At 45.9% G+C, this 23571-nt stretch carries 19 protein-coding genes; 13 read left to right on the forward strand and 6 right to left on the reverse strand.

From position 1 onward, the window contains the following. The first annotated feature begins 21 nt into the window (after positions 1-21). The 8 genes from F551_RS0112055 to ligA all read left to right on the forward strand — a co-directional run bounded on the left by F551_RS0112055 (position 22) and on the right by ligA (position 11008). On the forward strand, positions 22-930 hold the full coding sequence (locus F551_RS0112055) for a D-alanine--D-alanine ligase (RefSeq protein WP_018997767.1): 909 nt from the start codon (positions 22-24) through the stop codon (positions 928-930). Next, positions 918-1799, forward strand: coding sequence for a cell division protein FtsQ/DivIB (locus F551_RS0112060; RefSeq protein WP_018997768.1), 882 nt, complete (start codon positions 918-920; stop codon positions 1797-1799). Before F551_RS0112055 ends, F551_RS0112060 begins: the two co-directional genes overlap by 13 nt. A 5-nt stretch (positions 1800-1804) precedes the next feature. Next, positions 1805-3100 (forward strand): cell division protein FtsA, encoded by a 1296-nt coding sequence (gene ftsA, locus F551_RS0112065; RefSeq protein ID WP_018997769.1) that lies wholly within the window; start codon positions 1805-1807, stop codon positions 3098-3100. 220 nt (positions 3101-3320) lie between these two features. Continuing rightward, positions 3321-4721 (forward strand): cell division protein FtsZ, encoded by a 1401-nt coding sequence (ftsZ, locus tag F551_RS0112070; protein WP_018997770.1) that lies wholly within the window; start codon positions 3321-3323, stop codon positions 4719-4721. A gap of 212 nt (positions 4722-4933) precedes the next feature. Continuing rightward, the gene (gene lpxC / locus F551_RS0112075; protein ID WP_033405075.1) at positions 4934-5893 is read left to right on the forward strand and encodes a UDP-3-O-acyl-N-acetylglucosamine deacetylase; all 960 of its coding nucleotides are present in this window, start codon (positions 4934-4936) and stop codon (positions 5891-5893) included. Positions 5894-6059: 166 nt separating this feature from the next. Continuing rightward, positions 6060-6833, forward strand: coding sequence for an outer membrane protein assembly factor BamD (locus F551_RS0112080; protein WP_018997772.1), 774 nt, complete (start codon positions 6060-6062; stop codon positions 6831-6833). 83 nt (positions 6834-6916) lie between these two features. Continuing rightward, the gene (gene recN, locus F551_RS0112085) at positions 6917-8620 is read left to right on the forward strand and encodes a DNA repair protein RecN (protein WP_018997773.1); all 1704 of its coding nucleotides are present in this window, start codon (positions 6917-6919) and stop codon (positions 8618-8620) included. A 21-nt stretch (positions 8621-8641) separates the two neighbouring features. Further along, a complete protein-coding gene (ligA, locus tag F551_RS0112090) occupies positions 8642-11008 on the forward strand; it encodes an NAD-dependent DNA ligase LigA (protein WP_018997774.1) in 2367 nt (788 codons plus the stop codon). 31 nt (positions 11009-11039) lie between these two features. On the opposite strand, the gene F551_RS0112095 is transcribed toward ligA, so the two are convergent. Beyond that, the gene (locus tag F551_RS0112095; protein ID WP_018997775.1) at positions 11040-12851 is read right to left on the reverse strand and encodes an aminopeptidase P family protein; all 1812 of its coding nucleotides are present in this window, start codon (positions 12849-12851) and stop codon (positions 11040-11042) included. 81 nt (positions 12852-12932) lie between these two features. After that, the gene (locus F551_RS0112100) at positions 12933-13877 is read right to left on the reverse strand and encodes a 50S ribosomal protein L11 methyltransferase (RefSeq protein WP_018997776.1); all 945 of its coding nucleotides are present in this window, start codon (positions 13875-13877) and stop codon (positions 12933-12935) included. A 226-nt stretch (positions 13878-14103) separates the two neighbouring features. Here F551_RS0112100 and F551_RS17390 point away from each other — a divergent pair, with 226 nt between their 5' ends. The 4 genes from F551_RS17390 (at position 14104) to F551_RS0112120 (ending at position 16079) form a co-directional block, all read left to right on the forward strand. After that, positions 14104-14271 carry a hypothetical protein gene (locus F551_RS17390; RefSeq protein ID WP_018997777.1) on the forward strand — a complete coding sequence of 56 codons (168 nt, stop codon included), beginning with the start codon at positions 14104-14106 and terminating at the stop codon, positions 14269-14271. Positions 14272-14350: 79 nt separating this feature from the next. Further along, on the forward strand, positions 14351-14566 hold the full coding sequence (locus tag F551_RS0112110; RefSeq protein ID WP_018997778.1) for a hypothetical protein: 216 nt from the start codon (positions 14351-14353) through the stop codon (positions 14564-14566). A gap of 69 nt (positions 14567-14635) precedes the next feature. Beyond that, complete coding sequence (locus tag F551_RS0112115) at positions 14636-15403, forward strand: hypothetical protein (RefSeq protein ID WP_018997779.1); 768 nt, start codon at positions 14636-14638, stop codon at positions 15401-15403. A 79-nt stretch (positions 15404-15482) separates the two neighbouring features. Beyond that, positions 15483-16079, forward strand: coding sequence for a hypothetical protein (locus F551_RS0112120; protein ID WP_155825978.1), 597 nt, complete (start codon positions 15483-15485; stop codon positions 16077-16079). Between the two features lie 63 nt (positions 16080-16142). Here the strand turns inward: F551_RS0112120 and F551_RS17395 are convergent, their stop codons facing one another. Further along, positions 16143-16340 carry a hypothetical protein gene (locus F551_RS17395; protein WP_155825981.1) on the reverse strand — a complete coding sequence of 66 codons (198 nt, stop codon included), beginning with the start codon at positions 16338-16340 and terminating at the stop codon, positions 16143-16145. A gap of 339 nt (positions 16341-16679) precedes the next feature. Between F551_RS17395 and F551_RS0112125 the strand changes: the two genes are divergently transcribed. Next, positions 16680-18353 carry a PKD domain-containing protein gene (locus tag F551_RS0112125; protein ID WP_018997781.1) on the forward strand — a complete coding sequence of 558 codons (1674 nt, stop codon included), beginning with the start codon at positions 16680-16682 and terminating at the stop codon, positions 18351-18353. Here the strand turns inward: F551_RS0112125 and F551_RS0112130 are convergent. From F551_RS0112130 to F551_RS0112140, 3 genes are all read right to left on the reverse strand, one after another. Then, the gene (locus tag F551_RS0112130) at positions 18350-20710 is read right to left on the reverse strand and encodes an ATP-dependent helicase (protein WP_018997782.1); all 2361 of its coding nucleotides are present in this window, start codon (positions 20708-20710) and stop codon (positions 18350-18352) included. The genes F551_RS0112125 and F551_RS0112130 overlap by 4 nt on opposite strands. A 141-nt stretch (positions 20711-20851) precedes the next feature. After that, positions 20852-22246, reverse strand: coding sequence for a chloride channel protein (locus F551_RS0112135; protein ID WP_018997783.1), 1395 nt, complete (start codon positions 22244-22246; stop codon positions 20852-20854). 107 nt (positions 22247-22353) lie between these two features. Further along, on the reverse strand, positions 22354-23469 hold the full coding sequence (locus F551_RS0112140; RefSeq protein ID WP_018997784.1) for an NADH:flavin oxidoreductase: 1116 nt from the start codon (positions 23467-23469) through the stop codon (positions 22354-22356). Between the last annotated feature and the right edge of the window lie 102 nt (positions 23470-23571).

The raw sequence follows: 23571 nt of genomic DNA on the forward strand, positions 1-23571 counted from the left end.
TGGCTTTCTTAGGAGACAATAATGAACCGCGTAGCAGTTATCATGGGTGGATGGTCGTCTGAAAGAGAAGTTTCTCTTTCTTCAGGGCGAGGTATGGCTCAAGCTGCACGTGAAGAGGGGTTTGACGTTGTCGAGATCGATGTCACCCGCAATGTGTCTCAACAATTAATCGATGCAAAGCCCGACGCCGTGTTGAATGCTCTGCATGGTCCATTTGGTGAAGATGGATGCGTGCAAGGATTATTGGAAATTTTAGAGATTCCATATTCACATTCAGGAGTTTTGGCATCTGCGCTAGCAATGGATAAAGCAAAATCGCGTGGTGTATATGAACGTGTCGGGCTAACTGTTGCACAGGGCGGGGTGTACGCCAAAGAAGATGTCGCTGCAGAGCATGTTATGGATCCGCCTTATGTGGTGAAGCCTATTGCTGAAGGGTCCTCATTTGGAGTGTTGATCGTTCCGGAAGGGGCGAACAGGCCACCTGCTGAATTGCTTGATCCAAAATGGGGGTTTGGAGATTCGGTTCTTGTTGAACAATTCATTCCTGGCTGCGAATTAACAGTATCTGTCATGGGCGATGAAGCATTAGCAGTAACAGAAATTACGACTTTAAGAGATTATTACGATTACTCAGCCAAATATGAAGCTGGAGGTTCAAAACATGTTGTTCCTGCACAACTATCTGAGGGGGTGACTCAAGCAGCATTGGATGCAGCGCTTGTGGCTCACAACGCATTAGGTTGTCGTGGAGTTTCGCGTTCTGATTTTCGTTATGATGAAGACAAAAACAATTTGGTAATACTGGAAACAAATACCCAGCCGGGCATGACCCCAACTTCACTTGTTCCTGAACAGGCAGCGTACAAGGGAATTAGTTATGAAAAGCTGGTTCGTTGGATGATAGAGGACGCTTCATGTCACAGGTGAGAAGCAAGTCACAAAAGGGGAAGAGGCAAACAAAGCCTCAAGAAGTTGTGCCGGCAACTATACTGACGGAACAGCTATCTACTTATGCTTTTGGAACAGTTACAGCTGGTGCTGTTATGGTTGCTGTGGCTGCTTGGATGGGGGGCTCACTTGCATCCATAGACGAGCGTATTCAAAATGGACTTGATGCGACAGCAAAATCTGCAGGCTTTACTGTTTCAAAAATTTCAATCGAAGGACTAGACCCTCGAACCAAAGCTGACGTGTTGAATGTTGTTGGAATTGATGAGCACTCGAACATGTTCCGTGCTGATCCGTTTGAAATTAAAGAACGGATTGAAGCGAATGTCGAAAACGTTTCTGAAGTTCGCGTTCTGCGTCAATGGCCAAGTGATATTTGGATACTTGCAGAAAACCGTCGACCATTAGCGCTATGGCAGTCAGAGGGCGTTTGGAAAGTTGTCGATCAGGTTGGGAAACCTATGGATGGTGAAGATCCGGCCGAATATGTTGAATTGCCACGTGTTGTTGGCCCTGCTGGTGGATATGCTGCTCCTGAACTATTAGAGCAATTGAAACTTCATCCTCAAATTGCTGACCAATTAGAAGTCGCGATGAGAGTGGGTGGTCGCCGCTGGGATTTGCGTCTTGATACCGGGCTTGAAATTGCACTTCCTGAAGATGCGCAAGTCGATGCTGCACTATTGGCTGTGTATGATCTGGATGAAGCAACGGGTGTGTTAGCTGAAAATTCAGAAGTTAAGCGCATAGATGCAAGAGATCCCGAGCGTTTTGCGGTTGGGCTTGGTGAAGCACGTGCTGAGTATGATCAAAGTACTGAATTAGAAACACAGTCCGGGGGGGCTTAATAACAATGTCATCTTTGGCAAGCCGTATGAAGATGCGAGAAAAGCTCGCTGGCAAACCGCCATTTTTGGCGGCGTTGGATATCGGCTCATCCAAAGTTGCGTGTTTGATTTCAAAAACGTCTGAAGGCTCTAAAAGTGTTCATGTTGTTGGGGCGGGGCACCAGCTATCACGTGGTGTGAAGAATGGTGCAATTTCGGATATGGATTCTCTGGAGCGCGCAATTCGTGTTGCAGTAGAGCAGGCCGAACGTGCAGCAGATGCTCGTATCTCTGATGTTGTTCTGGGAATTTCTGGCCCAAACCTTAAAAGTAATTATCTTGATGGCGGCGTGAATGTCGGGAATCGAGAAATTACTCAAATGCATGTGCGCGATGCGATAAATTCTGCACTTGCAACATTTGATGCACCTGACAGGCAAATACTTCATGCAACACCTTTAGGGTTTGCGTTGGATGGTGCTGGGGGCGTGAAAGACCCGCGCGGTATGATTGCCACGCGTCTGACAGTAACAATGTTGGTGGTATCTGGGCCCGCGGCACCGCTTAAAAACATTGCTCAATGTGTATCACGTGCGCACTTGAATCCTGTTTCAATTGTTGCATCTCCCTATGCAGCCGGTTTGTCGGTTTTGGTTGAAGATGAGATTGAGCAGGGGGCTACCGTTATCGATATGGGCGGCGGTGTCACAAGTGCAGCATGTTTTTATGAAGGTAATTTGATTTATCTGGATAGTATCCCAGTTGGTGGTTCGCGGGCGTCTTCTGATTTAGCGCAAGGCTTGGGAACAACGTTTGCTGCTGCTGAAAGGCTGAAGACGCTACATGGCGCAGTAGCGCTTACTCAGGTTCAGGCTTTTGATGTCGTGGATGCTCCGCGTCTGGGTGAAGATGGTCGTTTGGAAGCAGGAACCACGTCAAAAGCTGAATTGACAAATATGTTGCGTCCTCGATTTGAGGAAGTGTTGGAGTTATTAGAAAAGCGTCTTTCTAAAGCATCTGCACAATATAGGCCTTTGCCGAGACGGATCGTTCTAACTGGTGGTGCGAGTCAAATGCCAGGTATTCGCGATGTTGCTGAAGAAGTGTTTCGTGCTCCTGTTCGGTTGGCGCGCCCAGCACGCGTGACTGGTTTGGGAGAGACATACCAAGTGCCGACGTTTTCTGCAGTTTCAGGCTTGCTTAAGTGGGAAATGACAGGTGGTGCTGGAGCAGTCGCGCCTATGCTCAGCAAATCGCGCGGTATTTCAAATGGTTCATCCATTATTGAACGCGCGACGAATTGGTTGCGTGAAAACTTCTAAAATAACGAATTTAAATAGAAATCGTCATAGTAAATCCGTATTTTCATAGATAATACGAATTGTCTCACTAGTTATAAGCAAAAAATATTGCAGATTTACCATATACGGTTAACTTGCACTTAGGCTTATTTGCCTAGTTTGTTTGTTAAGATCCCTATGTGCGGGTGAGTGCGTATATAGTACGCCCCGTTCTGGCTTTTTCTTCACGAGGTGCGGCACCATGCCGGTAGAGTTGAAACCACGTATACTTGTTTTTGGAGTTGGCGGTGCCGGAGGCAACGCTGTAAACAACATGATAGAATCCAAGCTTCAGGGCGTGGAATTTATTGTGGCCAATACAGATAGTCAGGCGTTAATCCAGTCACAGGCAGATCATAAAGTTCAGCTGGGTATGAAAACAACTGAAGGGTTAGGCGCAGGTGCGCAGCCATCAGTTGGAGCTGAGTCTGCAGAAGAATCTATTGAAGATATTAAGCAGCAATTGGAAGGCGCTCACATGGCGTTTATTGCTGCCGGAATGGGAGGCGGTACTGGAACTGGTGCTGCTCCAGTCATTGCGCGCGTTGCTAAAGAGATGGGTGTTTTGACAGTTGGTGTCGTGACAAAGCCATTTGACTTTGAAGGCAAGCGCCGCATGACAATTGCTGAGGAAGGTGTTCAAGAGCTCCGCAATTACGTGGACACGTTGATCATTATTCCAAATCAGAACCTTTTCCGCATTGCGAATGCAAACACGACTTTTGCAGACGCTTTTACTATGGCGGATGAAGTGCTGTATGAAGGTGTGCGCGGTGTCACAGACCTTATGGTGATGCCTGGTCTGATCAATCTCGATTTTGCTGATGTTCGTACTGTTATGTCAGGCATGGAAGCTGCCATGATGGGAACAGGTGAAGCTGAAGGAGAGCAACGTGCTCTGAAAGCTGCTCAAGCTGCTATTGCAAATCCATTGTTAGATGACGTGTCTATGAAGGGCGCCAAAGGGGTGTTGATCAACATCACTGGTGGCTACGATATGACGCTTTATGAAGTAGATGAAGCGGCCAATGAAATTCGTAAGGAAGTTGATCCAGACGCTCAAATTATTCTTGGTTCGACGTTCGATCACTCTCTTGAAGGTAAGATCCGAGTGTCAGTTGTGGCGACCGGTATATCATATGACGAGAATGCCAAAGCTGCTGAACCGCAAAGACCATTTGCTCAACCGGTACAGGTTGAATCTGAGCCAACAGCTGCAGACGCGATATCAGCTGCTTTAGACGTTGAAGAACCAATTACAGTCGAGGAGAATGCTGAGCAAGTATCGGCTTCTGAAGAAATAGCTCCAGAAGTTGCTGAAGAGCCTCAGGTGGCACCTCCAATTATTAACCGTCGTCCAAGTTATAATGAAGCCGAAGAGGGCTCTTCTGAAGAAGTTAGTTCTTCTGATGTTGATGATAAATCTGAAGAAAATTCTGACACTGCTCAGAAAAGTGGGCGCACGTCTCTATTTGGATGGGGTAAGTCGTCAAGCTCAGATGATAAAGAAGAATCTGGTTCATCGGAAAATATGGATGCCGATGAATATGAAGAAGATGAGTTGGAGATTCCAGCGTTTTTGAGACGTTCGGCCAACAACTAGAAATATTAAATTATAGTTAATTTCTTAAAATTGAAACAATAATTAACGTTCTTGAGCATTGATTCAAGGACGTTTTTTATTGATTTTATTTCATTTGCAACATCCCGAAACAATCCTTTAATTGAGTTTCTGAGGTTCAAGTACAATATTGAGGGCCTCGGAAAAGCGTAGAGAGATCTATGTTTGTAGAGTACATTCCAGAGGATTATAGTATGGCGTATCAAAAGACTCTTGCAGGACCGGCCGTTTGTGCAGGAGTTGGGGTTCATACTGGAGAGCGGGCACGTTTGGTTTTAAAGCCAGCCCCTGCAAATACTGGGATTGTGTTTGTACGCTCCGATATCACCGATAAAGATAATGCAATTAAAGCTGTTGGCACGAATGTGACAACTGTTCAGCTTGGAACGACTTTGGCAAATAAAGCTGGTGTGTCAGTGTCCACTGTCGAACACCTTCTAGCGGCTTGCGCTGGCCTTTGCATAGATAATCTGATCGTTGAGATTGATGGCCCTGAAATGCCTATTATGGATGGGTCTTCAAGTCTTTATTGTGAGTTGATGAAACATGTTGGTGTCAAAGAGTTGGCTGAGCCGCGTCGCCGCATTCGTATTTTAAAACCGGTTGAAGTAGTTGAGGGCGATAAATTTGCGCGCCTAATTCCTTCAGAGACATCAAATGCACCGTTTGAATTGCGTGTTCGTATCGAGTTTGATAGCGCGGCAATTGGTGAGCAAAGCTATACATTTAAACTTACTCCTGGCGCATTTGTGCGTGATCTAGCCTTTGCGCGTACATTTGGTTTTACAAGTGACTTTGAGAAACTGAAATCAATGGGTTTGGCGCGTGGTGCCAGCATGGAAAATACCGTCGCACTAGAAGGGGATGAAGTTTTAAACCCTGAAGGTCTGCATGTGGCCGATGAATTTGTTCGTCACAAAATCCTCGATGCAATTGGCGATGTGTTCCTTGCTGGTGGTGCGATTGCTGGTGTTTTTGAAGGTGATCGTCCTGGGCATGGCATAAATAATAAGCTTGTGAGAGCTTTGCTTGAAGATACATCTGCTTGGGAATGGGTAGATGATGAATTGCCTATTTTGAATGAAGAACCTACGCCAGCATTTGTTGCTGGGCTTCAAAAGGTCGATTCAGAGGCTATTGCACCCGCGCTTTAAGCTAAGCGGCTTAATTGTTTATCTGGTTGAGCACTCTATTGTTTTCCTCAATAATTTTGCCATAAATAGCTGGCATGTGAAAAACTTGCAGACTCTCTTCTGTCTAGAGCTTGGCGTGCGCGCATGGCTAGGGTAGACAGAGTGTTAGATTGTATGGAGTTTACCAATGGCGAAATTACGCAACACTAGCTTGCTTGTATCAATGACAGCTGCATTGATTATGGCTGGATGTTCTTCATCCAACCGCAAACAAGATCTTGCGTATATCGAAAAGCCAGTTGAGCAGTTGTATAATGATGCTGCAAAAAGCTTGGACCGAAAACAATGGGCCCGTGCCACATTGGAATTTCAGGAGGTTCAACGCCAACACCCATATTCTGAATGGGCTGAGCGCGCTATGTTGATGACTGCATATGTTCAGTATCGCTCCAAGCAGTACAATGAAGTCGTTTCAAGCGCTCAACAATACACAGCGTTGTATCCAAGTTCTGATAGTGCAGCATATGCATATTACCTGATCGGTTTGACGCATTTTGATCAAATCACAGATGTTGGACGTGATCAGGGGCGTACAGAATTGGCGTTGGCAGCATTGCAGGATGTTGTTCGGAGATATCCAACTTCTGAATATGCACGTGATGCGGAACTGAAAATTGACATGGTACGCGACCAACTCGCAGGTAAAGAGATGGAGATTGGGCGCTATTATCAAAAGTCGTCTGAATTTCTTGCTGCCATCAATCGATTCAAGCGTGTTATCGATGAATATGAGACGACAACACACACGCCAGAAGCACTGCACAGACTTGTTGAATCATACTTATCCATCGGACTTAAGGGGCAGGCACAAGCTGCAGCTGCGGTCCTCGGACATAATTATCCAGCGAGCGAATGGTATGAAGATAGCTATAAACTCATGCAAAAACATGGGCCTAAGTAGAGCGTTCTTGCGGTTCTGCTAAATTAACACAAAAGCAGAACATTTCTGTTCTCTTTTTGTTCTTGTTGTGCTAATCTGCTTTTATGTTGATAGCACTTTCCATACGCGATTTCGTTTTAGTCCGTGCCCTTGATCTTGATTTGGATACGGGCTTCACCGCTTTAACTGGTGAAACCGGTGCAGGTAAGTCCATTTTACTTGCGGCTTTGGGTTTCGCTTTGGGAGCGAAAACAGCAAAGGGGGCAATTCGCTCAGGCTGTGCATCTGCGACGGTCACAGCAACCTTTGATCCTCCTGCTGATCATCCTGTTCGGCAAGTTCTTCAAGAAAATGATATTGAATTGGATAGCGATGAATCCATTGTTATTCGTCGTATTTTACGTAGCTCCGGTGCAGCAAAAGGTTATCTTAATGATGCTCCAGTGAGCGCAAGATTGCTTCAATCTATTTCAGACATGTTAGTTGAGGTGCATGGGCAACATGCTGGACATAGTTTATTGGCCGTTTCTCAACATAGGCGACTTCTCGACGCATATGCTGAAACTGAAAATGAGCTTTTGGCTTGCGCAGAGACGTGGGAAAATTGGCGAGCTGCAATTGAAGCGAGAAAAGCTGTTGAGGCGCGTTTGCTTCGTGCGCAAGCTGATCGTGAATATTTGGAATTTGCTGTTGAGGAACTTGATAAGCTTGACCCGCAAGACGGGGAGGCTGAATCTCTTGCTCAGGAACGACAGGAATTGCAGTCGGCTGAAAAAGTTGCACAAGCCGTTGAAGATGCTCTGAAGCAATTGGATAAGTCTGGTCCCGAGCAAGCTCTATCTTCTGCATCACGCGCTCTTGGGCGTGCGTCTTCCATGCCAGTTATTATGGAAAGTGCTGATGATGCTCCATTAAAATTGCAATTATCAGAGGCTGCTGATGCTCTGGAAAGGGCACTTATTGAAGCAAGCGAGGCTTATGAAAGTGTTTCGCGATTAAGGTCAGCATCTGAATTTTCAGCAAGTGATTTAGAAAACTCTGAGGCGAGGTTGTTTGCATTGCGAGCAGCAGCGCGAAAATATGATGTAGATGTGGATCAATTAGCGGCAGTTCGGGACCGTATGCGTATGCAATTGGATGAGATCACGCATTCAGATCAAGCGCTTTTAAAGGCGAAAACTGCCGAAATTGATTCTGAAAAAGCCTTTGTTCATGCAAGCGATAAGCTACGAGAAAAACGTACAAAAGCTGGTGTGAAGTTGGCTAAGGCATTACGAAAAGAGCTGAAGCCATTAAAGCTTGAGAAGGCTGATTTTAGGGTCGTTCAAGAAGCTCTTGATCCTAAAGACGCGGGGCCAAATGGATGCGATCGCATTTCTTTTGAAGTGCGTACAAATCCAGGAGCAGAATTTGGTCCTTTACATAAGATAGCATCAGGCGGTGAGGTCGCTCGTTTTGCGTTGGCTCTTAAAGTTTGCCTCGCAACTGATGGTCAGGCTGGTACGCTTATTTTTGATGAAGCTGATGTTGGGGTAGGGGGTGCCGTTGCGGCGGCGATTGGAGAACGTTTGCATCAATTATCTGATGGACGACAAGTATTAGCCATTACGCATAGTCCTCAAGTTGCAGCAATGGCTGATGAGCAATGGCGAATATCAAAAGGGGAAGCGAAAAAGGGAGCAATCGAAACTGCAATTGATGTATTGGAAATAGGACAACGTCAGGAAGAGATTGCTCGTATGCTAGCAGGTGCTCAAATTACACAAGAAGCTCGCGCGGCGGCCACAAGATTGCTAGCGCGTGCTTGATGAGAAGAGTATAGTTTTGCCATGAGCAATTCTTCTTCTGATTCTTCGTTATCCCAATTTTCTCCTGAACAAGCACAGCAGCGTTGGGAGGAATTAGTTCTTCTTATTCGGGAGGCTGATGCTGAATATTATGAGCATGATGCGCCCAAACTAACCGATGCAGATTATGATAGTTTGCGTCAGGAATTATTGGCACTCGAAGCGAAATTTCCGGAATTACGGACGGAGGAAAGCCCTAGTCAGAAGGTAGGCGCTAAACCTTCGGGCCGTTTTGATAAAGTTACTCACCTTCAACCTATGTTGTCGCTGGACAATGCATTTTCGGAAGAAGATGTCTCTGAGTTTATAGGACGGATACAAAGATATCTGGGATTGAAAGAGGATGAAACGGTAGCTTTAACAGCCGAACCCAAGATCGATGGTTTGTCAGCTAGTTTGTTGTATGAAAATGGAAAATTGATAAGCGGAGCTACACGTGGTGACGGGAAAATAGGTGAGGACGTCACTGCCAATTTAAAAACGCTGGAAGATGTTCCTCTAGAGTTAAAGGGAAGTGGTTGGCCCGAGCGCATTGAAATTCGTGGCGAAGTCTACATGTCGCATGCTGACTTTGCCACCTTGAATCTGCGTGAAGAAGAGGCGGGACGAAAGACATTTGCTAATCCTCGAAATGCAGCGGCGGGATCATTGCGGCAATTGGATGTTGAAGTCACAAAATCTCGCCCTCTTCGTTTTTTTGCATATGCATGGGGAGAGGCGTCTTCACCATTTGCAACGGGGCAATTAGAAGCCGTTCAAGCATTCGAAAAATGGGGTTTTTCAATCAACCCTTTGATGACGAAAGCTCAAAACGTTGATGGATTAATCAAAACCTATAATCAGATTTCAAATGATCGCGCTGATCTTGGCTATGATATAGATGGAGTAGTCTACAAGGTTGATCGATTGGATTGGCAATCACGCCTCGGTTTTGTTTCGCGTTTCCCTCGGTGGGCAATTGCGCACAAGTTTCCAGCTGAACAAGCAACGACCCGGCTGAAAGAAATTGAAATTCAGGTAGGACGTACTGGATCATTGACGCCAGTTGCTAAACTAGAGCCTATAACTGTTGGTGGTGTGGTTGTTTCAAACGCGACACTGCACAATGAAGATGAGATTGAGCGCAAAGACATTCGCTTAGGTGATAAAGTTGTTATCCAGCGCGCAGGAGATGTCATCCCGCAGGTTGTTCGCGTGTTATTGGAGGATCGACCGAGCGATTCTAGTCCGTATGAATTTCCTACTCAGTGTCCCGTTTGCGGGTCCAAAGCTGTTCGAGAAGTTGATGATAAGGGAGAAGAAGATGCGCGCCGAAGATGTACAGGTGGATTGATTTGTCCTGCTCAAGCGATTGAGCGCTTAAAGCATTTCGTATCGCGTAAAGCCCTCGATATTGATGGGTTAGGAGCCAAACAGATTGAATTGTTCTTCGAAAAAGGTGTCATAAGTGCGCCTCAGCATATTTATCAACTTGAAAAACGAATTGCTGATGCTGAATTGCCACCTTTGTCAGAGTGGGAAGGGTTTGGAAAACTCAGTTCTGAAAATTTACTCTCTGCAATAGATCAAAAACGTAAGATCCCATTCGAACGGATGCTTATTGGTCTGGGAATTAGGCATGTAGGGCAGACAAATTCTGGGCTGTTGGCGCAAAATTTTGGATCTTTTGAAAATTTTCAAACCGCAATGAATAATGCGATTGATGCAAGACCGGGAGCAGCCTACCTCAAGCTCGCAGGAATAGATCGTGTGGGTGAAACAACGTTGGAGAACATCTTATCTCATATTGAGGTGAATGGGTTGCCCGAGAAGCCGCCGGAAAGTTTGGAACCGACCTTATCTGGTCAGATACCTGCATTACAAATGAAGGGTGTAAATTCGGCTGCGTGCAAGGCTTTGGCGCGTAGGTATGGCGATTGGGAAAGCTTCCGCTCCCAAGTCATAAAGGCAGCTGAGACACGGCCAAAGTCTGCTTTTAAAGCGGTGTCCAATATCGATGGAATGGGAGATGTTTCCGCAGAAGCATTGATCGATTTCTTCATGGAGCCACACAATACAGATATGTTGGCGGAGCTATTGAATGAAATTGAGATTGAACCAGCAGAAGAAATTCAAACTGAATCAGTCGTAGCAGGAAAGATTGTTGTGTTTACGGGCAGTTTGGAATTGATGACTCGGGATGAAGCAAAGTCTAAAGCGCAATCTATGGGAGCTAAAGTGGCAAGCTCTGTTTCTAAAAAAACGGATTATGTGGTGGCAGGTCCCGGCGCGGGAAGTAAGCTAAAGAAAGCGCAGGACCTAGGAGTATCGGTGCTTACAGAGCAAGCTTGGTTGGATATGATTAAATAGTAAAAAAGGGAGCCAGCAGGCTCCCTTTATTCTATAGTTCTTTACAGGCATCCTTGAGCCATTCAAGGTCGTCACCTGCCAGAAGAGGGGACAATTCTTTGAGAACCCTTTGGTGGTAGCGGTCGACCCAAATCCATTCATCTGGGGTAAGCATTCCACTCTCTATCAAGCGCGTACATAGTGGAGCGAGAGTGAGTGCTTCAAATTCCATCATAGGAATATCACCCCCCGTAATATCACGTGGTTGAGTTACAAATTGAAGGTTTTCAATCCGAATACCATAGCCACCTTCTTTATAATAACCAGGTTCATTGGAAACAATCATTCCTGGTTCCAAGCCCACAAAATTGGGCAGTTTGGAAATCCGTTGAGGACCTTCATGAACACCTAAATAGCTTCCAACACCATGGCCTGTGCCGTGCTCATAATCCAGACCTAATGCCCACATTGGTTGGCGCGCTATTGCATCAATTGCTGATCCAGTTGTTCCTTTGGGAAATCTCAGTCGAGCTAGAGCAATGTGGCCTTTTAGAACGATGGTGTAGCGTTCTTTCATTTCTTGTGTTGGTTCACCGATTGCAACTGTGCGCGTAATATCGGTAGTCCCATCAAGATATTGTCCGCCGGAATCAACCAAATACAGTGAGTTCTTTTCAAGAACCTTTACGGTAGCTTCATTTACACGATAGTGACAGTGCGCGCCGTTTGATCCTGCCCCTGAGATCGTTTCAAATGATAAATCTTTTAGGCCCTGAAGCTCTTCGCGATAAAATTCCAATTTTTGGGCCGCTTGAATTTCGTTGACAGTACCGGACTGAACTTCTTCTGAGTCTAGCCAACGAAGGAAACGCGTCATGGCAGCTCCATCACGCAGGTGAGCTTGTTGAGATCCTGCGATTTCAACTTCGTTTTTGCAGGCGCGAGGCAGCGCGCAAGGATCAGCTTGGATTACAATTTTGGCACCAGCTTCGGTAACCGTTTTAAAAAACCAAGCGGAAGCAAGGTTTGGGTCGAGCGAAACAGATTTATTTTGCAATTTGGCAATATTTTCAGCCAGTTGGTCCATAGGTAGAATATTGATACCATCTAGATGTGGTTTCAGTTCTTCACTAACTTTTTCTTGATGAAGAAACAAATCTGCGGAGCCGTCTGCGTGTAAAATGGCGCGGCCAAGCGGTAAGGGCGAGCATTGCACATCGCCTCCACGAATATTGAAAACCCAAGCAATTGAAGCCGGAGAAGTGATGATCGCGGCATCAGCACCTGCACTGGCGATAGATGCGCCAACTCTTTTAAGTTTGTCTTTAAAGGCCTCACCGGCATATCTGATATCGTGGGGGACAACGGGTTGTTTGGGCTCTGGCGGTTGGTTGGTCCACGCCTCATCGATAGGGTTTTTTGTAACGGGTACGATTTCAGCACCAGCTAGTTTTGCACAATCAGCTAACTCTTCAAAAGCGTTCTGACCTACAAGATGTAAATCAACACCTATCCGCTTGCCATTCAATTCTTGCTGCGAGAGCCACTTGAACGGGCCAAGTTTATCCAGACTTTCCTGTTGAAACAGGTCAGCGTCTAGCTGTTGCGCAGCTTGCAGAGTGTAGCGGCCATCCACGAATACCACGGCAGTATTTTCCAATACTATTGCAGCACCAGCAGACCCGGTGAAACCGGTTGCCCATGTTAGGCGATCGAACGCAGCGGGCAGGTATTCGTTTTGATAGGCATCTTCGTGAGGAATGTAATATGCATCCAGATTTTGCGCTTTCATTTGAGCCCGCAAAAGGGGAAGATTCTGTTGACCCAATGATGGACCGCCTGTCACTTCAAAAGTTTGACGCATTACTTTGTTCCCAGTTATTTGATGATGCAAAACTTATTGTTGCAGATTATTATAGTAATCTAGATTATAATTGCAGTTTTTCTAGGCTATACCGAAAAATAATGCTGGATCAAATAAGTTGTCTTCCATCCAAGGATCCCGTCCTTGGCGTTGGATATCAACATTCTTGGATGGTTTTCTGAAAACCAGCGTTGTCCAAGCGCCCAATCGACGACGTTCAACCAATGAGAGATTTCGTCCTGCGAAGGCGGCTTTAACTTGTGGTTCTTGGTGATTGAGCAAGCCTGATAAAATGATGTATCCACCATCTTTGGTAAGCTTGTTTATATCAGAAGATAAAGACACTAGAGGTCGAGCCAGAATATTGGCCATTACTGTGTCATACTTACCCTGATTGCGGATGAAAGTATTGTTGGCACCAGTTGCGACTAACAGATGCAGATTGCGTCCCATTTTGTTGTTTTCGGCATTGATTTTTGCAATGCGAATAGATTCTGGGTCAATATCAGATGCCACACACATGTTGGCTCCTGATTTTACTGCAGCGATTGCCAACACGGCGGAACCTGTTCCGATGTCTAGCACTTTACCTAGCTTGCGTTTGCTTGCAACTTTGGCCAGTGCCTCAAGACATCCCTTCGTGGTGCCATGATGTCCTGTTCCAAAGGCAGGTCCAGCTTCAATCCAGATTGGAATACGGCCACCTTCAAGGTTGGTGAGTTCATGTGCGCCAGCCACATAATATGGACCGGCTTCTACGGCAGGAAGACCTTTTAAGCTTTCAGCTACCCAATCTTTGTCCGCTAATTTTTCATGAGAGGCTGAAATTCCTTCAGCTTCAGTTTCAATGATTGAAATGCATTGTTGAGCACTTTCCTCATCATGGCAAAACGCATCCAGACGCCATGATACGCGCGTCGCTTCTTCAGTTGAAACTGCGCCAGCTGGGGATGGGTCCATGTCTGCTAAAATGTCAGACAATCTTTCGGCCGTCGCGCGGTCGCAAATAGCGCTCACTTTATACATTCTTTGGGGTGCCTTTTAGAGAAATTCTTTTGTGCTGCCTTGATAAGCAAAATTGGCGATGAGTCAAAGTTTGCTTTGTAAGGGATGCAGGCCCAGTAGATATGCTTAATGGGCATTTACCATAAAAGTTTAGCTTTATTTAGAATGCGTCTTAATTGGTGTTTGCTATTGGTGGCATATGAGTGGGGTAACATTGTCATTAAACGCGGTTGTGCAGGCGAGGGGCATGCCTGACCGTGCGAGCCATATAGCTAAAACACAAATGCCGGAAGAAGCAGGAAAGTCCGGTCCATCACCAGAGCAAATAAATGCTAAGCAGGTTTTTAAAGCGAATTTGCAAGCGCGCGGTCCCATTCCTGATAAGGTTGGGCAATTTGTGAATGTGGTTACATGAGCTTGCTTAATTTGCGTTTACCGTAAAAGTAAACAATACGTTAAACGCGGCGTTAATCAGCATGCGTTAGGCTCTAACCATGTCTATAATATCTTCAGCAGTTAGCGGCATTCATCATGCCACAATAATGTTTGATCGCGCCGCGCAGCAGACGATCAAATCTGCCAATTCAGGCGGAGATTTAGTTGGTGCTGTTGTGGAGCAAAAACAAGCTGAAATAGCGGTAAAAGCTAACACCGCTGTAGTGCGCGTGGCCGACGATATGGAGAAACGCCTTCTGGATATTTTGGCCTAGCTTTATTTACTGTTGGCAGAACAAAAATTAGCTCATAACTTCAAATTTTAGATCTGGGTGGGGCTCTCCATGCACAAAAATTTTGGTGTTTTGAAATCATTGTTTCTGGCTTTCATGCTGGTTGGTCTAACAGCATGTGACACCGGATTTCATGAAAACAATGTGCAGCTAATTTCAAGCGAAGATGCTTATACAGATTACCCGGAAGGTGAGGTTCTGGCGGTTCTTTCTTCTGAATTCATGAGAAAGACTGAAGCTGCTGATAAGATGTCAGTTTTTAAATACATGACAGCTGAAGAACGTGATTTTGTGCTTTCTCAACAGTGGATTGCTGGTTCCATGAAAACAGGCAGGATCGACGCTAAAAAGGTAGATCACTGCTACTTGCTTACGTCTGGCCGAGAAGCGATGTATGCGATCTTTCAGCATGTGGAAAATGGGTTTTATCTAGCTTCTCTTTCAATTGAAGGGTGCTTCGAAGCGGGAGAGACAGGTGATTTTGGATATGGAATAGCCCTGAAAGAAGAGGATCATATTCATGTTATTCGAGCGCCGCGCGGACATTTTCTGGAATGGGCTGAAGTACAAATTCCGATGGTGAAAGTTGTACTCGGCATTGATATCGACACAGATGTTAGCAAAGACAATTTTGACAGGGTGAGGGTATCGAAAGTGGGAGCGTATCTGGCTTACATAAAAGAAAACAAAGACATATTTGAAAAGATAGAGAAAGCTGTTCCTCTGTATTTTGGATCGTTGAATGAAAACCAAAAGCGAGCCGTGGAATTGCTAGAAGTTGCTGAAGTAAAAATGAAAGCGACTAAAGCAAATAAGTAGAATATATTTTTCATCATTGCGTTCTAGTGTTTAGCCTGTTTGGGTATTCTTATAGTGCCGCTGTAAAAGGAAACTTACGTTGAATTCTCGGAAACGTATGATGGATTTAATGTATGCCAGTGTGATCGGTATTGGTCTTTCCAAGGTCAATGCTGCTTTGCTGGACGCACATTTCTTTGTTTATCTTTTGCTAGCGGCGACAATTTTCGAAGACCTGTACCTCTATTATAACGATGCAAATGTTGATGGTGGATTGCATCCCGATGCCAAAGCGTCGTGGCGCAAATTTATTGACCTGCCATTGGGCGTTGCTGAGATCGCCATTCTGGCTGCATGGTTGTTCGCGATTATTGCCTTCTCCGATATATCCCAGAATTTCTTTATATTTTTTGGTGTGTTTCTGGGATTGAAGACAGTTGCTGGTTTTTTCTTGTGCTGGCGAGATGCTAATCTGAAGTCATTTCATATGCTTCAAGAGCTTGTCTTTTTGTGCGGAGCCTCTGTATCTCTGTTTATCGGCTTTTTACCGAAGGCTATTTTTGCAGAATATGAATATATAGATGCTGTCGCATTCGTTTTAGTTGTGTGGGCACTCCAAACGGTTTTGTGGTGGAGTATGCAAAAATATTATGCCTTATCCTACAAACCACCCAAAGACCACAAACCTGGAATGTAGAACGGGCTTTATGCAAAGCTTGGATATTCTCAATTTAGTCTGGGGCGCGGTGTCAGGGGGGACTTAGGCCGCGTGATCAAGGTCTCGGACCATTTTGACGAGTTGCTTTAGTAAACCTTTTGCAGCGAGGCCGGGTGGTGTTCTGCCATAAGTGTCGGTGAGTGTTCTTGAAAGATAGCGTACGGTGATATTGGGACCTTGAACCTCAAAACAACCTTTATAAATGTGGCCATCGATCTCGATGTGGGTTGGTATGGACATATGAATGGTTTCCCGTGTCTAGCTGTCAGATAGAGCGCGTGCATCATGTCTTTGCGGGCAGTATATCTGCGCACAAGAAAGATGCTTCGGGGAGGTTATATGTTTATCTCTATAAGATAGCATAACTTTAGATATTCACCTACAGGTGTTGCGTGAAGCATCTCGGCGAAAGTCGGGGCCCACACTTATCCATGAGTCTACCGTGTGAACTAGGTGAATTTATTAACGTCGTTATTGCTGTAGAATTTGCGCGTGTAATGTGTGTCCTTGATTTGGTGCATGGAATAAATTTTGCTAGATAAAGTTGAATAGTAGTGATGCGGTTGGGGATTTCTGAAAATGAAGCTTGGAATTTTGGTGGGTACTTGTTCAATAGTACTCATTTTATCAGCATGTAGCGGCGGCGGCGGCAGTGGTCCAACCACATCTGCAACTCCTACTTCGGTTGCGAACAGGGCACCTGTAGCTGTAATTTCAGCACCTCTGACCACCGTTGATGAACTTCAGATGATTTCACTGTCAGCGGAAGGTTCCTCTGACGCGGATAGAGATACACTTTCATATTCCTGGGTACAATCTTCTGGACCGGATTTAGCTATTGGCGCCCAGACTGGGGTGCAGTTTAACGTTCAAGTCCCTGAATTAGCAGCTGATGAGAACTATACGTTTGAGTTGACTGTTTCCGATGGTGAAGCCAGCGCGAAGCAAACCATTGATGTCATTGGCCGGAACATTGTGTTGGGTCCGTTAGCCAGTGAATGGTCCAGTCAAACTGGAGGATATCAGACGCAGGGTAAAATTGTTCCTCCTTTTTGGTCATATGAAAATCGTTATTTTCTAACCAGTGTTTATAGCGAAGCTTCAGAGATGAAGCCTGCAAAATATACAGAGTTTTATTTTGAACATAATGGTACCGGGAATTATGATTACTCTTTATCGTATGATCATGACGCAAATTTAGAACAGCCATTTCAACCACCAGTGAATTTTCGTGCAAATTCCACAATATGGAGGGATTTTTACCAATATATTGAGAGTAGCAATACAATTGAAGTTCGCGTATATCCCAATTTGGATGTACCGCAGGTTTTGTCATTGCCTTCTAAAGCCTGTGCACTTTTTCATACTGATTATGCGGGGGGATTTGATCCAGTTAGGAATACACATTCGGCAAGAGTTTTACCGAATATTCTTGTTGCACTCGAAGATGGTGGAATCTTGGAATTCGAAAACCTTGGGAACCGTAATTTAACTGCTGCTGGCATTCCCGATGTAGATCATTTTGAAAATTGGGGAGTTTATTCTGAGACTGCAACGGTATTTAAGAATGATGGAACGTATTGCTCTGGTAATTTATCCAATTGGGTAATTGTGGACGATACATCGATACCGCATCAGATAGACAAGCAATTTGTATTATTCAATGAAGATAACCAATCTTTGGAGCTTATCACCGCATCTAATACATCTATAGTGGAGAGCGCTGAGCCATACCAACAAATTGATTTGAGTGAATTATCTGACGAGAAACTTTACGCAATTCCTTTGGTGCAGGGAAGTATATATGATGCTAAAAACAATGCTCGTGAATTTGTAGCTGTGGGGCTTACAAATGGCATTCATTCTGGCGACCATTTTGTTCTATTAATAAATCCTGATTTTGATGCTTTTAAATCTATGAGGCTGCCGAATGGTGTACCTTCCGATATATACGCATTTAAGCACCAAGATAGTTTAGTACCTTCAAATGAGAAATCTTCCGATATTTTCGTTGTAAGTCCAGATAGTCCTTATGTTGTATACTTTGAAAACAATGTAGAAAGGATATCGCCTTTTGAATTTGAGGAAGCCACATCATTCAAAGAGGCGCAGTACATTGATATCGGGTTTGGTGGAAAATATCTAAATTTTGAGCCCGTGGATGTTTTTGGAGTTAACGATGATATGTATGTTGCCTACGCTGAGGAAGGGCGTGTAGCCAGTTTTGGACATTCTGCAACTAATAATCCCTAAGCAGCTTCAACAAACTTTTCGACCACTTTCTTCACACCGGCTTTTTCGAAGTCGACTGTGAGTTTGGTGCCGTCGATTTGGGTAATTTTTCCATAGCCGAATTTGATGTGGAAGACGCGTTGGCCTAGTTCCAGACCAGCACCGGATTCCTTGTCTGACATCTTCTCTTTACGCGGCGTGCCCTCAATGTCGGGTGGACGTTTTTTCTGTGGCCAGCCGTCTGATGTGCGGCGGGCTTGGGCGCGTTTCCAGCCGGGGCTGTCATAGGTGGACCCGCCAAAGCTGGCCTCTTCATCAAATCGACTAACATTGTTAAAGCCAGAATTGCTCATACCATCAGGAGCAGTGGAATAGCCTGTTTCAGAGACAGCATCGACATGTTGCGGTGGCAGCTCGTCGATAAAACGCGAAGGCATAACAGACTGCCAGCGTCCAAAGATCTGACGGTTGGCAACAAAGGAGATGTAGCAACGCTCCCTTGCGCGCGTAATGCCCACATAGGCAAGGCGGCGCTCTTCCTCTAGTGATTTTAAGCCGCCTTCTTCAAGCGCGCGCTTGGACGGAAACACTTCTTCTTCCCAACCCGGCAAGAAGACTAGCGGCCATTCCAAACCTTTCGCACCGTGTAGCGTCAGGATTTGCACCTGATCATCTGATTCATTGCCTTGGCTTGCATCCATCACCAATTCAACGTGTTCTAGAAATGCATTCAAACTGTCAAACTCGCCCATGGCGCGGACAAGTTCTTTTAAGTTTTCAAGGCGGGTTTGCGCTTGCGGTGTTTTATCGGCCTTGAGCATGTCGGTATAGCCACATTCATCAAGGATAATTTCCATCAGGCGCGGGTGCTCAATGTCACGGGCTTGGGCGCGCCAGCGTTCTAAATCATTCAAGAAAGTGCGAATTCCACTTTGCGCTTTGCCGCGTATCTCATTGCCACGCATCATAATTTCGGCGGTTACGGTGAGGGGACGTTCCATTTCACGGGCAACAATTTGCACCTTCTGAATTGATGCAGCTCCCACGCCGCGCTTTGGCTGGTTCACGACACGTTCAAATGCCAGATCATCATTTTCAGACCGGATCAGACGCAGATAGGCCATCGCATCGCGAATTTCTGCACGTTCGAAAAAGCGCGGTCCGCCAATCACTTTGTAGGGAATACCAAGCATAATGAAGCGCTCTTCAAACAAACGCATCTGCCATGAGGCACGCACCATCACGGCACATTCAGAATAAGTGCGGCCTGATGATCGCCAGCTTTCAATGTCTTCCCCAATTAAGCGGGCTTCGGCTTCACCATCCCATATGCCGCGCACTTTAACGGGTTCGCCGTCTTCATCTTCAGTGTGTAGTGTCTTGCCAAGACGGTCTTGGTTTGAAGTGATGAGATGGGATGCACAGGCGAGGATTTTTGCAGTTGAGCGGTAATTGCGCTCCAAGCGGATAACTTTTGCGCCCGGAAAGTCTTTTTCAAAGCGCAATATGTTGTCGACTTCCGCACCGCGCCAGCCGTAAATGGATTGGTCGTCATCTCCTACACAACAGATATTGCCCGTACCTTGGGCAAGTAATCTGAGCCATAAATACTGTGCAACGTTTGTATCCTGATACTCATCAACCAGAATATACTTAAAGCGGCTGTGATAGTCCGCGAGTACGCTAGGATTATTTTGAAAAATGGCGATGCAATGCATGAGGAGGTCACCAAAATCACATGCATTTAATACTTTAAGACGATTTTGATAAGTCTTATAGATTTCAATTCCGCGTCCATTGGCAAATTCATGCGCTTCGCCTGCCGGCACGCGATCTGGCGTCACGGCGCGGTTTTTCCAGCTATCGATCAGCCCCGCCATAAACCGCGGCGTCCAGCGTTTTGTATCGATATTTTCTGCTTCGATGATTTGCTTTAGAAGGCGCAGTTGATCATCCGTGTCTATGACTGTGAAATTGCTTTCGAGGCCAACCAGTTCAGCGTGGCGGCGCAGGATTTTAGACGAGACAGAGTGGAATGTACCAAGCCAACTCAGCGATTGTGCTTCATCACCGATTAGTTTTTCGGCACGTTCACGCATCTCGCGTGCGGCCTTGTTGGTGAAGGTTACGGTGAGCGTCTGGCTCGCCCATGCTTTGCGTTGGTTTAGTATGTGCGCAAGTCGCGTGGTCAGTACGCGCGTTTTACCCGTACCTGCACCGGCGAGCACCAAAAGCGCGCCATCGGTTGTTTCCACAGCATCACGTTGTTCCGTATTTAAGCCTTCAAGATAGTTTGCATCCAGCATCGGCGCGCTCGGCGGACGCGCCATAGCACGCTGGGAAATCGGCAAATTATCAAAATCGTCTGAATGGCTCATCTTTAGCTCTTCAAGGCTGGGAAATTTCTGGTGCAATCAATCGTCGGGTTCGCATCACAAAGGGTCAGACGATTCGCATTTTGTTCTATAGTAAACAAGTGACAAGAATGAGGGAAGGGGAGAAGTGAGAAACGATCGTTTCTAATAACTCTGGCGCATACGAAGTTTGACTTGGCGTTCGAATATACCACCGCCGCGGGATTGGATAAGAACAGTTGCAAGCGAAACAGATATTAAGCATGCCGCTGCTGTTTCGTAAGATGATGTTAGCTCAAACACGATTAGTGTCGTTGAAACAGGTGCTCCCAGTACTGCGCCCGAAACCGCCCCCATGCCAACAATGGTGTAAAATGCCATACCTGTTTCGGTGTCGCCTGTGATCCATCCGTACAGCGCTCCAAAGGCTCCGCCTAACATTGCCCCCATGTATATGGAAGGGGAGAACACTCCGCTTCCAAAGCGGGCACCAAGACAGATAGCGGTGGCGGCCAGTTTAGCAAAAACAAGGACAAGCATGAAAGCTGCGCCATAGCTTCCGGCTAATGCTGCAGCAGTGCTTTCATATCCAACACCGAGAACTTGTGGAAAAGCGAGCGCCAGAAAACCCATTGCCAATCCGCCCAGTGGAGGTAGAGCCCAAATAGGGAGCTTTACGATTTGAGCAAATTGTTCGCCTGTGTCAGGCGCTTTTGACCATAGCCAAATCATGATCATTGCCAGCCCAGCGGCAAGCAATCCCATGACTGGTGTTCCCAAAAACAAAACCGTGTCTGGATTTTCAATAATTGTTGCTACGAAAATCGGATCATTTCCGAAGTGGTCTCGTGCGAGGAGAGCAGCAACAACAGAAGCAACGGAAACGGGCCCAATGTCTACAAGACGATACCGTTGCAAAATGATTTCACGTGCAAACAAAACTCCTGCCAAAGGTGCATGAAATGATGCAGATACGGCGGCCGCAGCTCCACACCCAATCAATGTGCGTACATTACGCATATCCAGATTGAGCCACATTGTTCCAGCGCGCGCTAGCATTGCGCCCAAATGCACAGCAGGCCCTTCACGTCCTGTGGATGCACCAGAACCTAAAGAAATGGCCGATATGGCGACGGATAAAAGGCCTTCTTTGAAGTTGAGACCTGTTTTCTCAATACGTCGAGGAAAGCGTCTGGCTTTAATGACATCTGCAACACCAAAAGCGCGCGGATTTTTACCCATGCCTATATTGCTTCCAACCCACAGTAGGAGACCAACTATGCAGCCACCAACGACTGGGGCCATTATGAGGTGATAATGGGAGAGGCTAGAGGCGGCAGTGGACAAGTTTTCATGTTCAGCGCGATAGAATAGCCATTCCGCGCCCATGATAACATTTCTTAGTGCTATGACGGCTCCGCCTACCACAAGTCCGATGACTGCTGCCACTACCCACATTTCCAATGCAATGGGCCACAACTTCTTGGAAGAAGGTGTTTGTTTGGACGTTGATTTTTTGGGTGTGGAGCCAGCGCGTTTCATACCTAGACTTTGAGGCATTCTAATTGCGTTACGTCAAGGGTAGGTGATGATGGAAAACCTATGATTGGCCAGAATTTGTGCACCACACAATTGGGATGAGTTCAAACGCGTGGTGCACAGGCAGTTTAGAATAGTGTTTTCAGAGAGTCTTTGTCGAAAGGTTTGAACTCTTCTAAGCGTCCTTCTTTCACCTTTGTCGCCCAGTCAGGGTCTGTTAGAAGTGCACGACCAACAGCAACGAGATCAAATTCGTCACGTTCCAGACGTTCTATAAGGTTTTCAATATTGCTTTCACCAGTAGCCTCCTGACCACCGAATGTGGATAAGAAATCATTATCTAAACACACAGAACCAACAGTAATAACTGGTTTACCTGTCAATTTTTTACACCAACCGGCTAGGTTTAATCCTTTTTCTCCATCTATGTCGGCAAACTCAGGTTCCCAGAAACGACGCTGACTTGCATGAAGGATATCAACACCTGCATCCACCAATGCACCTAGGAATGGTTCTAACTCAGTGGGATTGTGAGCAAGTTTATCTTTGTAGGCATATGGCTTGAATTGCGACCAGCGGAAAATAATCGCTGTGTCATCGCCTACAGCTTTGCGAACTTGTTGGATGACTTCTTGAGCAAAGCGTGTGCGGCCAACAAGGTCTCCGCCGTATTTGTCTGTACGTTTATTTGTTTTGTCCCAGAAGAAATCATCGATCAGATAACCATGAGCACCATGAATTTCGACACTGTCAAAACCCAGTTTCTTGGCATCAGCTGCGGCATCTGCATAAGCAGACACCATGTCGGCAATGTCTTCCTCGGTGGGAGTATAATTTAATTGTTTGCCATCGAACGTGATGCCAGATGGACTGTCTGTGTTTTCGTCGGGGAAGTGGCCACTTCCTTCGGCGCGCGCAGCACCTTGGTGCCAAATTTGCGGGGCTATTTTACCACCTGCAGCATGAACATCTTCAACAACAGTTTTCCAACCGGCCAGTGGTTCCTCGCCCCAGAAAAGTGGATAGTTTTCATTTTCCCCAGCTGATTTTCGGCGGATCAAAGTCCCTTCAGTAACGATCAACCCGACATCTGCAGCAGCGCGTCTGGCATAATAGTCTGCAACATTTTTGCCTGGCACTCCCTTTGGGCTGAATGCACGTGTCATAGGTGCCATTACTACCCGGTTTGGAAGTTCTAAATTCTTGATTTTTATTGGTCGAAATAAGGAAGAAGTATCTGTCATATTAAAAGTTCCTTTGCGTATCTCTCCAGTAGCTCGTAAGCACCAGCATCTCTTTCAATAGAGGGGTGAGTTATAAGTATTATTTACCGCGTTTATTTGTCG

It is taken from the genome of Hirschia maritima DSM 19733 (assembly GCF_000378345.1).
GTDB lineage: Bacteria > Pseudomonadota > Alphaproteobacteria > Caulobacterales > Hyphomonadaceae > Hirschia > Hirschia maritima.

What these genes read in the sequence shown, in the direction of transcription:
- F551_RS0112055 (WP_018997767.1), top strand. Translation starts at nt 22, where the DNA reads ATGAACCGCGTAGCAGTTATCATGGGTGGATGGTCGTCTGAAAGAGAA.
- F551_RS0112060 (WP_018997768.1), top strand. Translation starts at nt 918, where the DNA reads ATGTCACAGGTGAGAAGCAAGTCACAAAAGGGGAAGAGGCAAACAAAG.
- ftsA (WP_018997769.1), top strand. Translation starts at nt 1,805, where the DNA reads ATGTCATCTTTGGCAAGCCGTATGAAGATGCGAGAAAAGCTCGCTGGC.
- ftsZ (WP_018997770.1), top strand. Translation starts at nt 3,321, where the DNA reads ATGCCGGTAGAGTTGAAACCACGTATACTTGTTTTTGGAGTTGGCGGT.
- lpxC (WP_033405075.1), top strand. Translation starts at nt 4,934, where the DNA reads ATGGCGTATCAAAAGACTCTTGCAGGACCGGCCGTTTGTGCAGGAGTT.
- F551_RS0112080 (WP_018997772.1), top strand. Translation starts at nt 6,060, where the DNA reads ATGGCGAAATTACGCAACACTAGCTTGCTTGTATCAATGACAGCTGCA.
- recN (WP_018997773.1), top strand. Translation starts at nt 6,917, where the DNA reads ATGTTGATAGCACTTTCCATACGCGATTTCGTTTTAGTCCGTGCCCTT.
- ligA (WP_018997774.1), top strand. Translation starts at nt 8,642, where the DNA reads ATGAGCAATTCTTCTTCTGATTCTTCGTTATCCCAATTTTCTCCTGAA.
- F551_RS0112095 (WP_018997775.1), bottom strand. Translation starts at nt 12,851, where the DNA reads ATGCGTCAAACTTTTGAAGTGACAGGCGGTCCATCATTGGGTCAACAG.
- F551_RS0112100 (WP_018997776.1), bottom strand. Translation starts at nt 13,877, where the DNA reads ATGTATAAAGTGAGCGCTATTTGCGACCGCGCGACGGCCGAAAGATTG.
- F551_RS17390 (WP_018997777.1), top strand. Translation starts at nt 14,104, where the DNA reads ATGCCTGACCGTGCGAGCCATATAGCTAAAACACAAATGCCGGAAGAA.
- F551_RS0112110 (WP_018997778.1), top strand. Translation starts at nt 14,351, where the DNA reads ATGTCTATAATATCTTCAGCAGTTAGCGGCATTCATCATGCCACAATA.
- F551_RS0112115 (WP_018997779.1), top strand. Translation starts at nt 14,636, where the DNA reads ATGCACAAAAATTTTGGTGTTTTGAAATCATTGTTTCTGGCTTTCATG.
- F551_RS17395 (WP_155825981.1), bottom strand. Translation starts at nt 16,340, where the DNA reads ATGTCCATACCAACCCACATCGAGATCGATGGCCACATTTATAAAGGT.
- F551_RS0112125 (WP_018997781.1), top strand. Translation starts at nt 16,680, where the DNA reads ATGAAGCTTGGAATTTTGGTGGGTACTTGTTCAATAGTACTCATTTTA.
- F551_RS0112130 (WP_018997782.1), bottom strand. Translation starts at nt 20,710, where the DNA reads ATGAGCCATTCAGACGATTTTGATAATTTGCCGATTTCCCAGCGTGCT.
- F551_RS0112135 (WP_018997783.1), bottom strand. Translation starts at nt 22,246, where the DNA reads ATGCCTCAAAGTCTAGGTATGAAACGCGCTGGCTCCACACCCAAAAAA.
- F551_RS0112140 (WP_018997784.1), bottom strand. Translation starts at nt 23,469, where the DNA reads ATGACAGATACTTCTTCCTTATTTCGACCAATAAAAATCAAGAATTTA.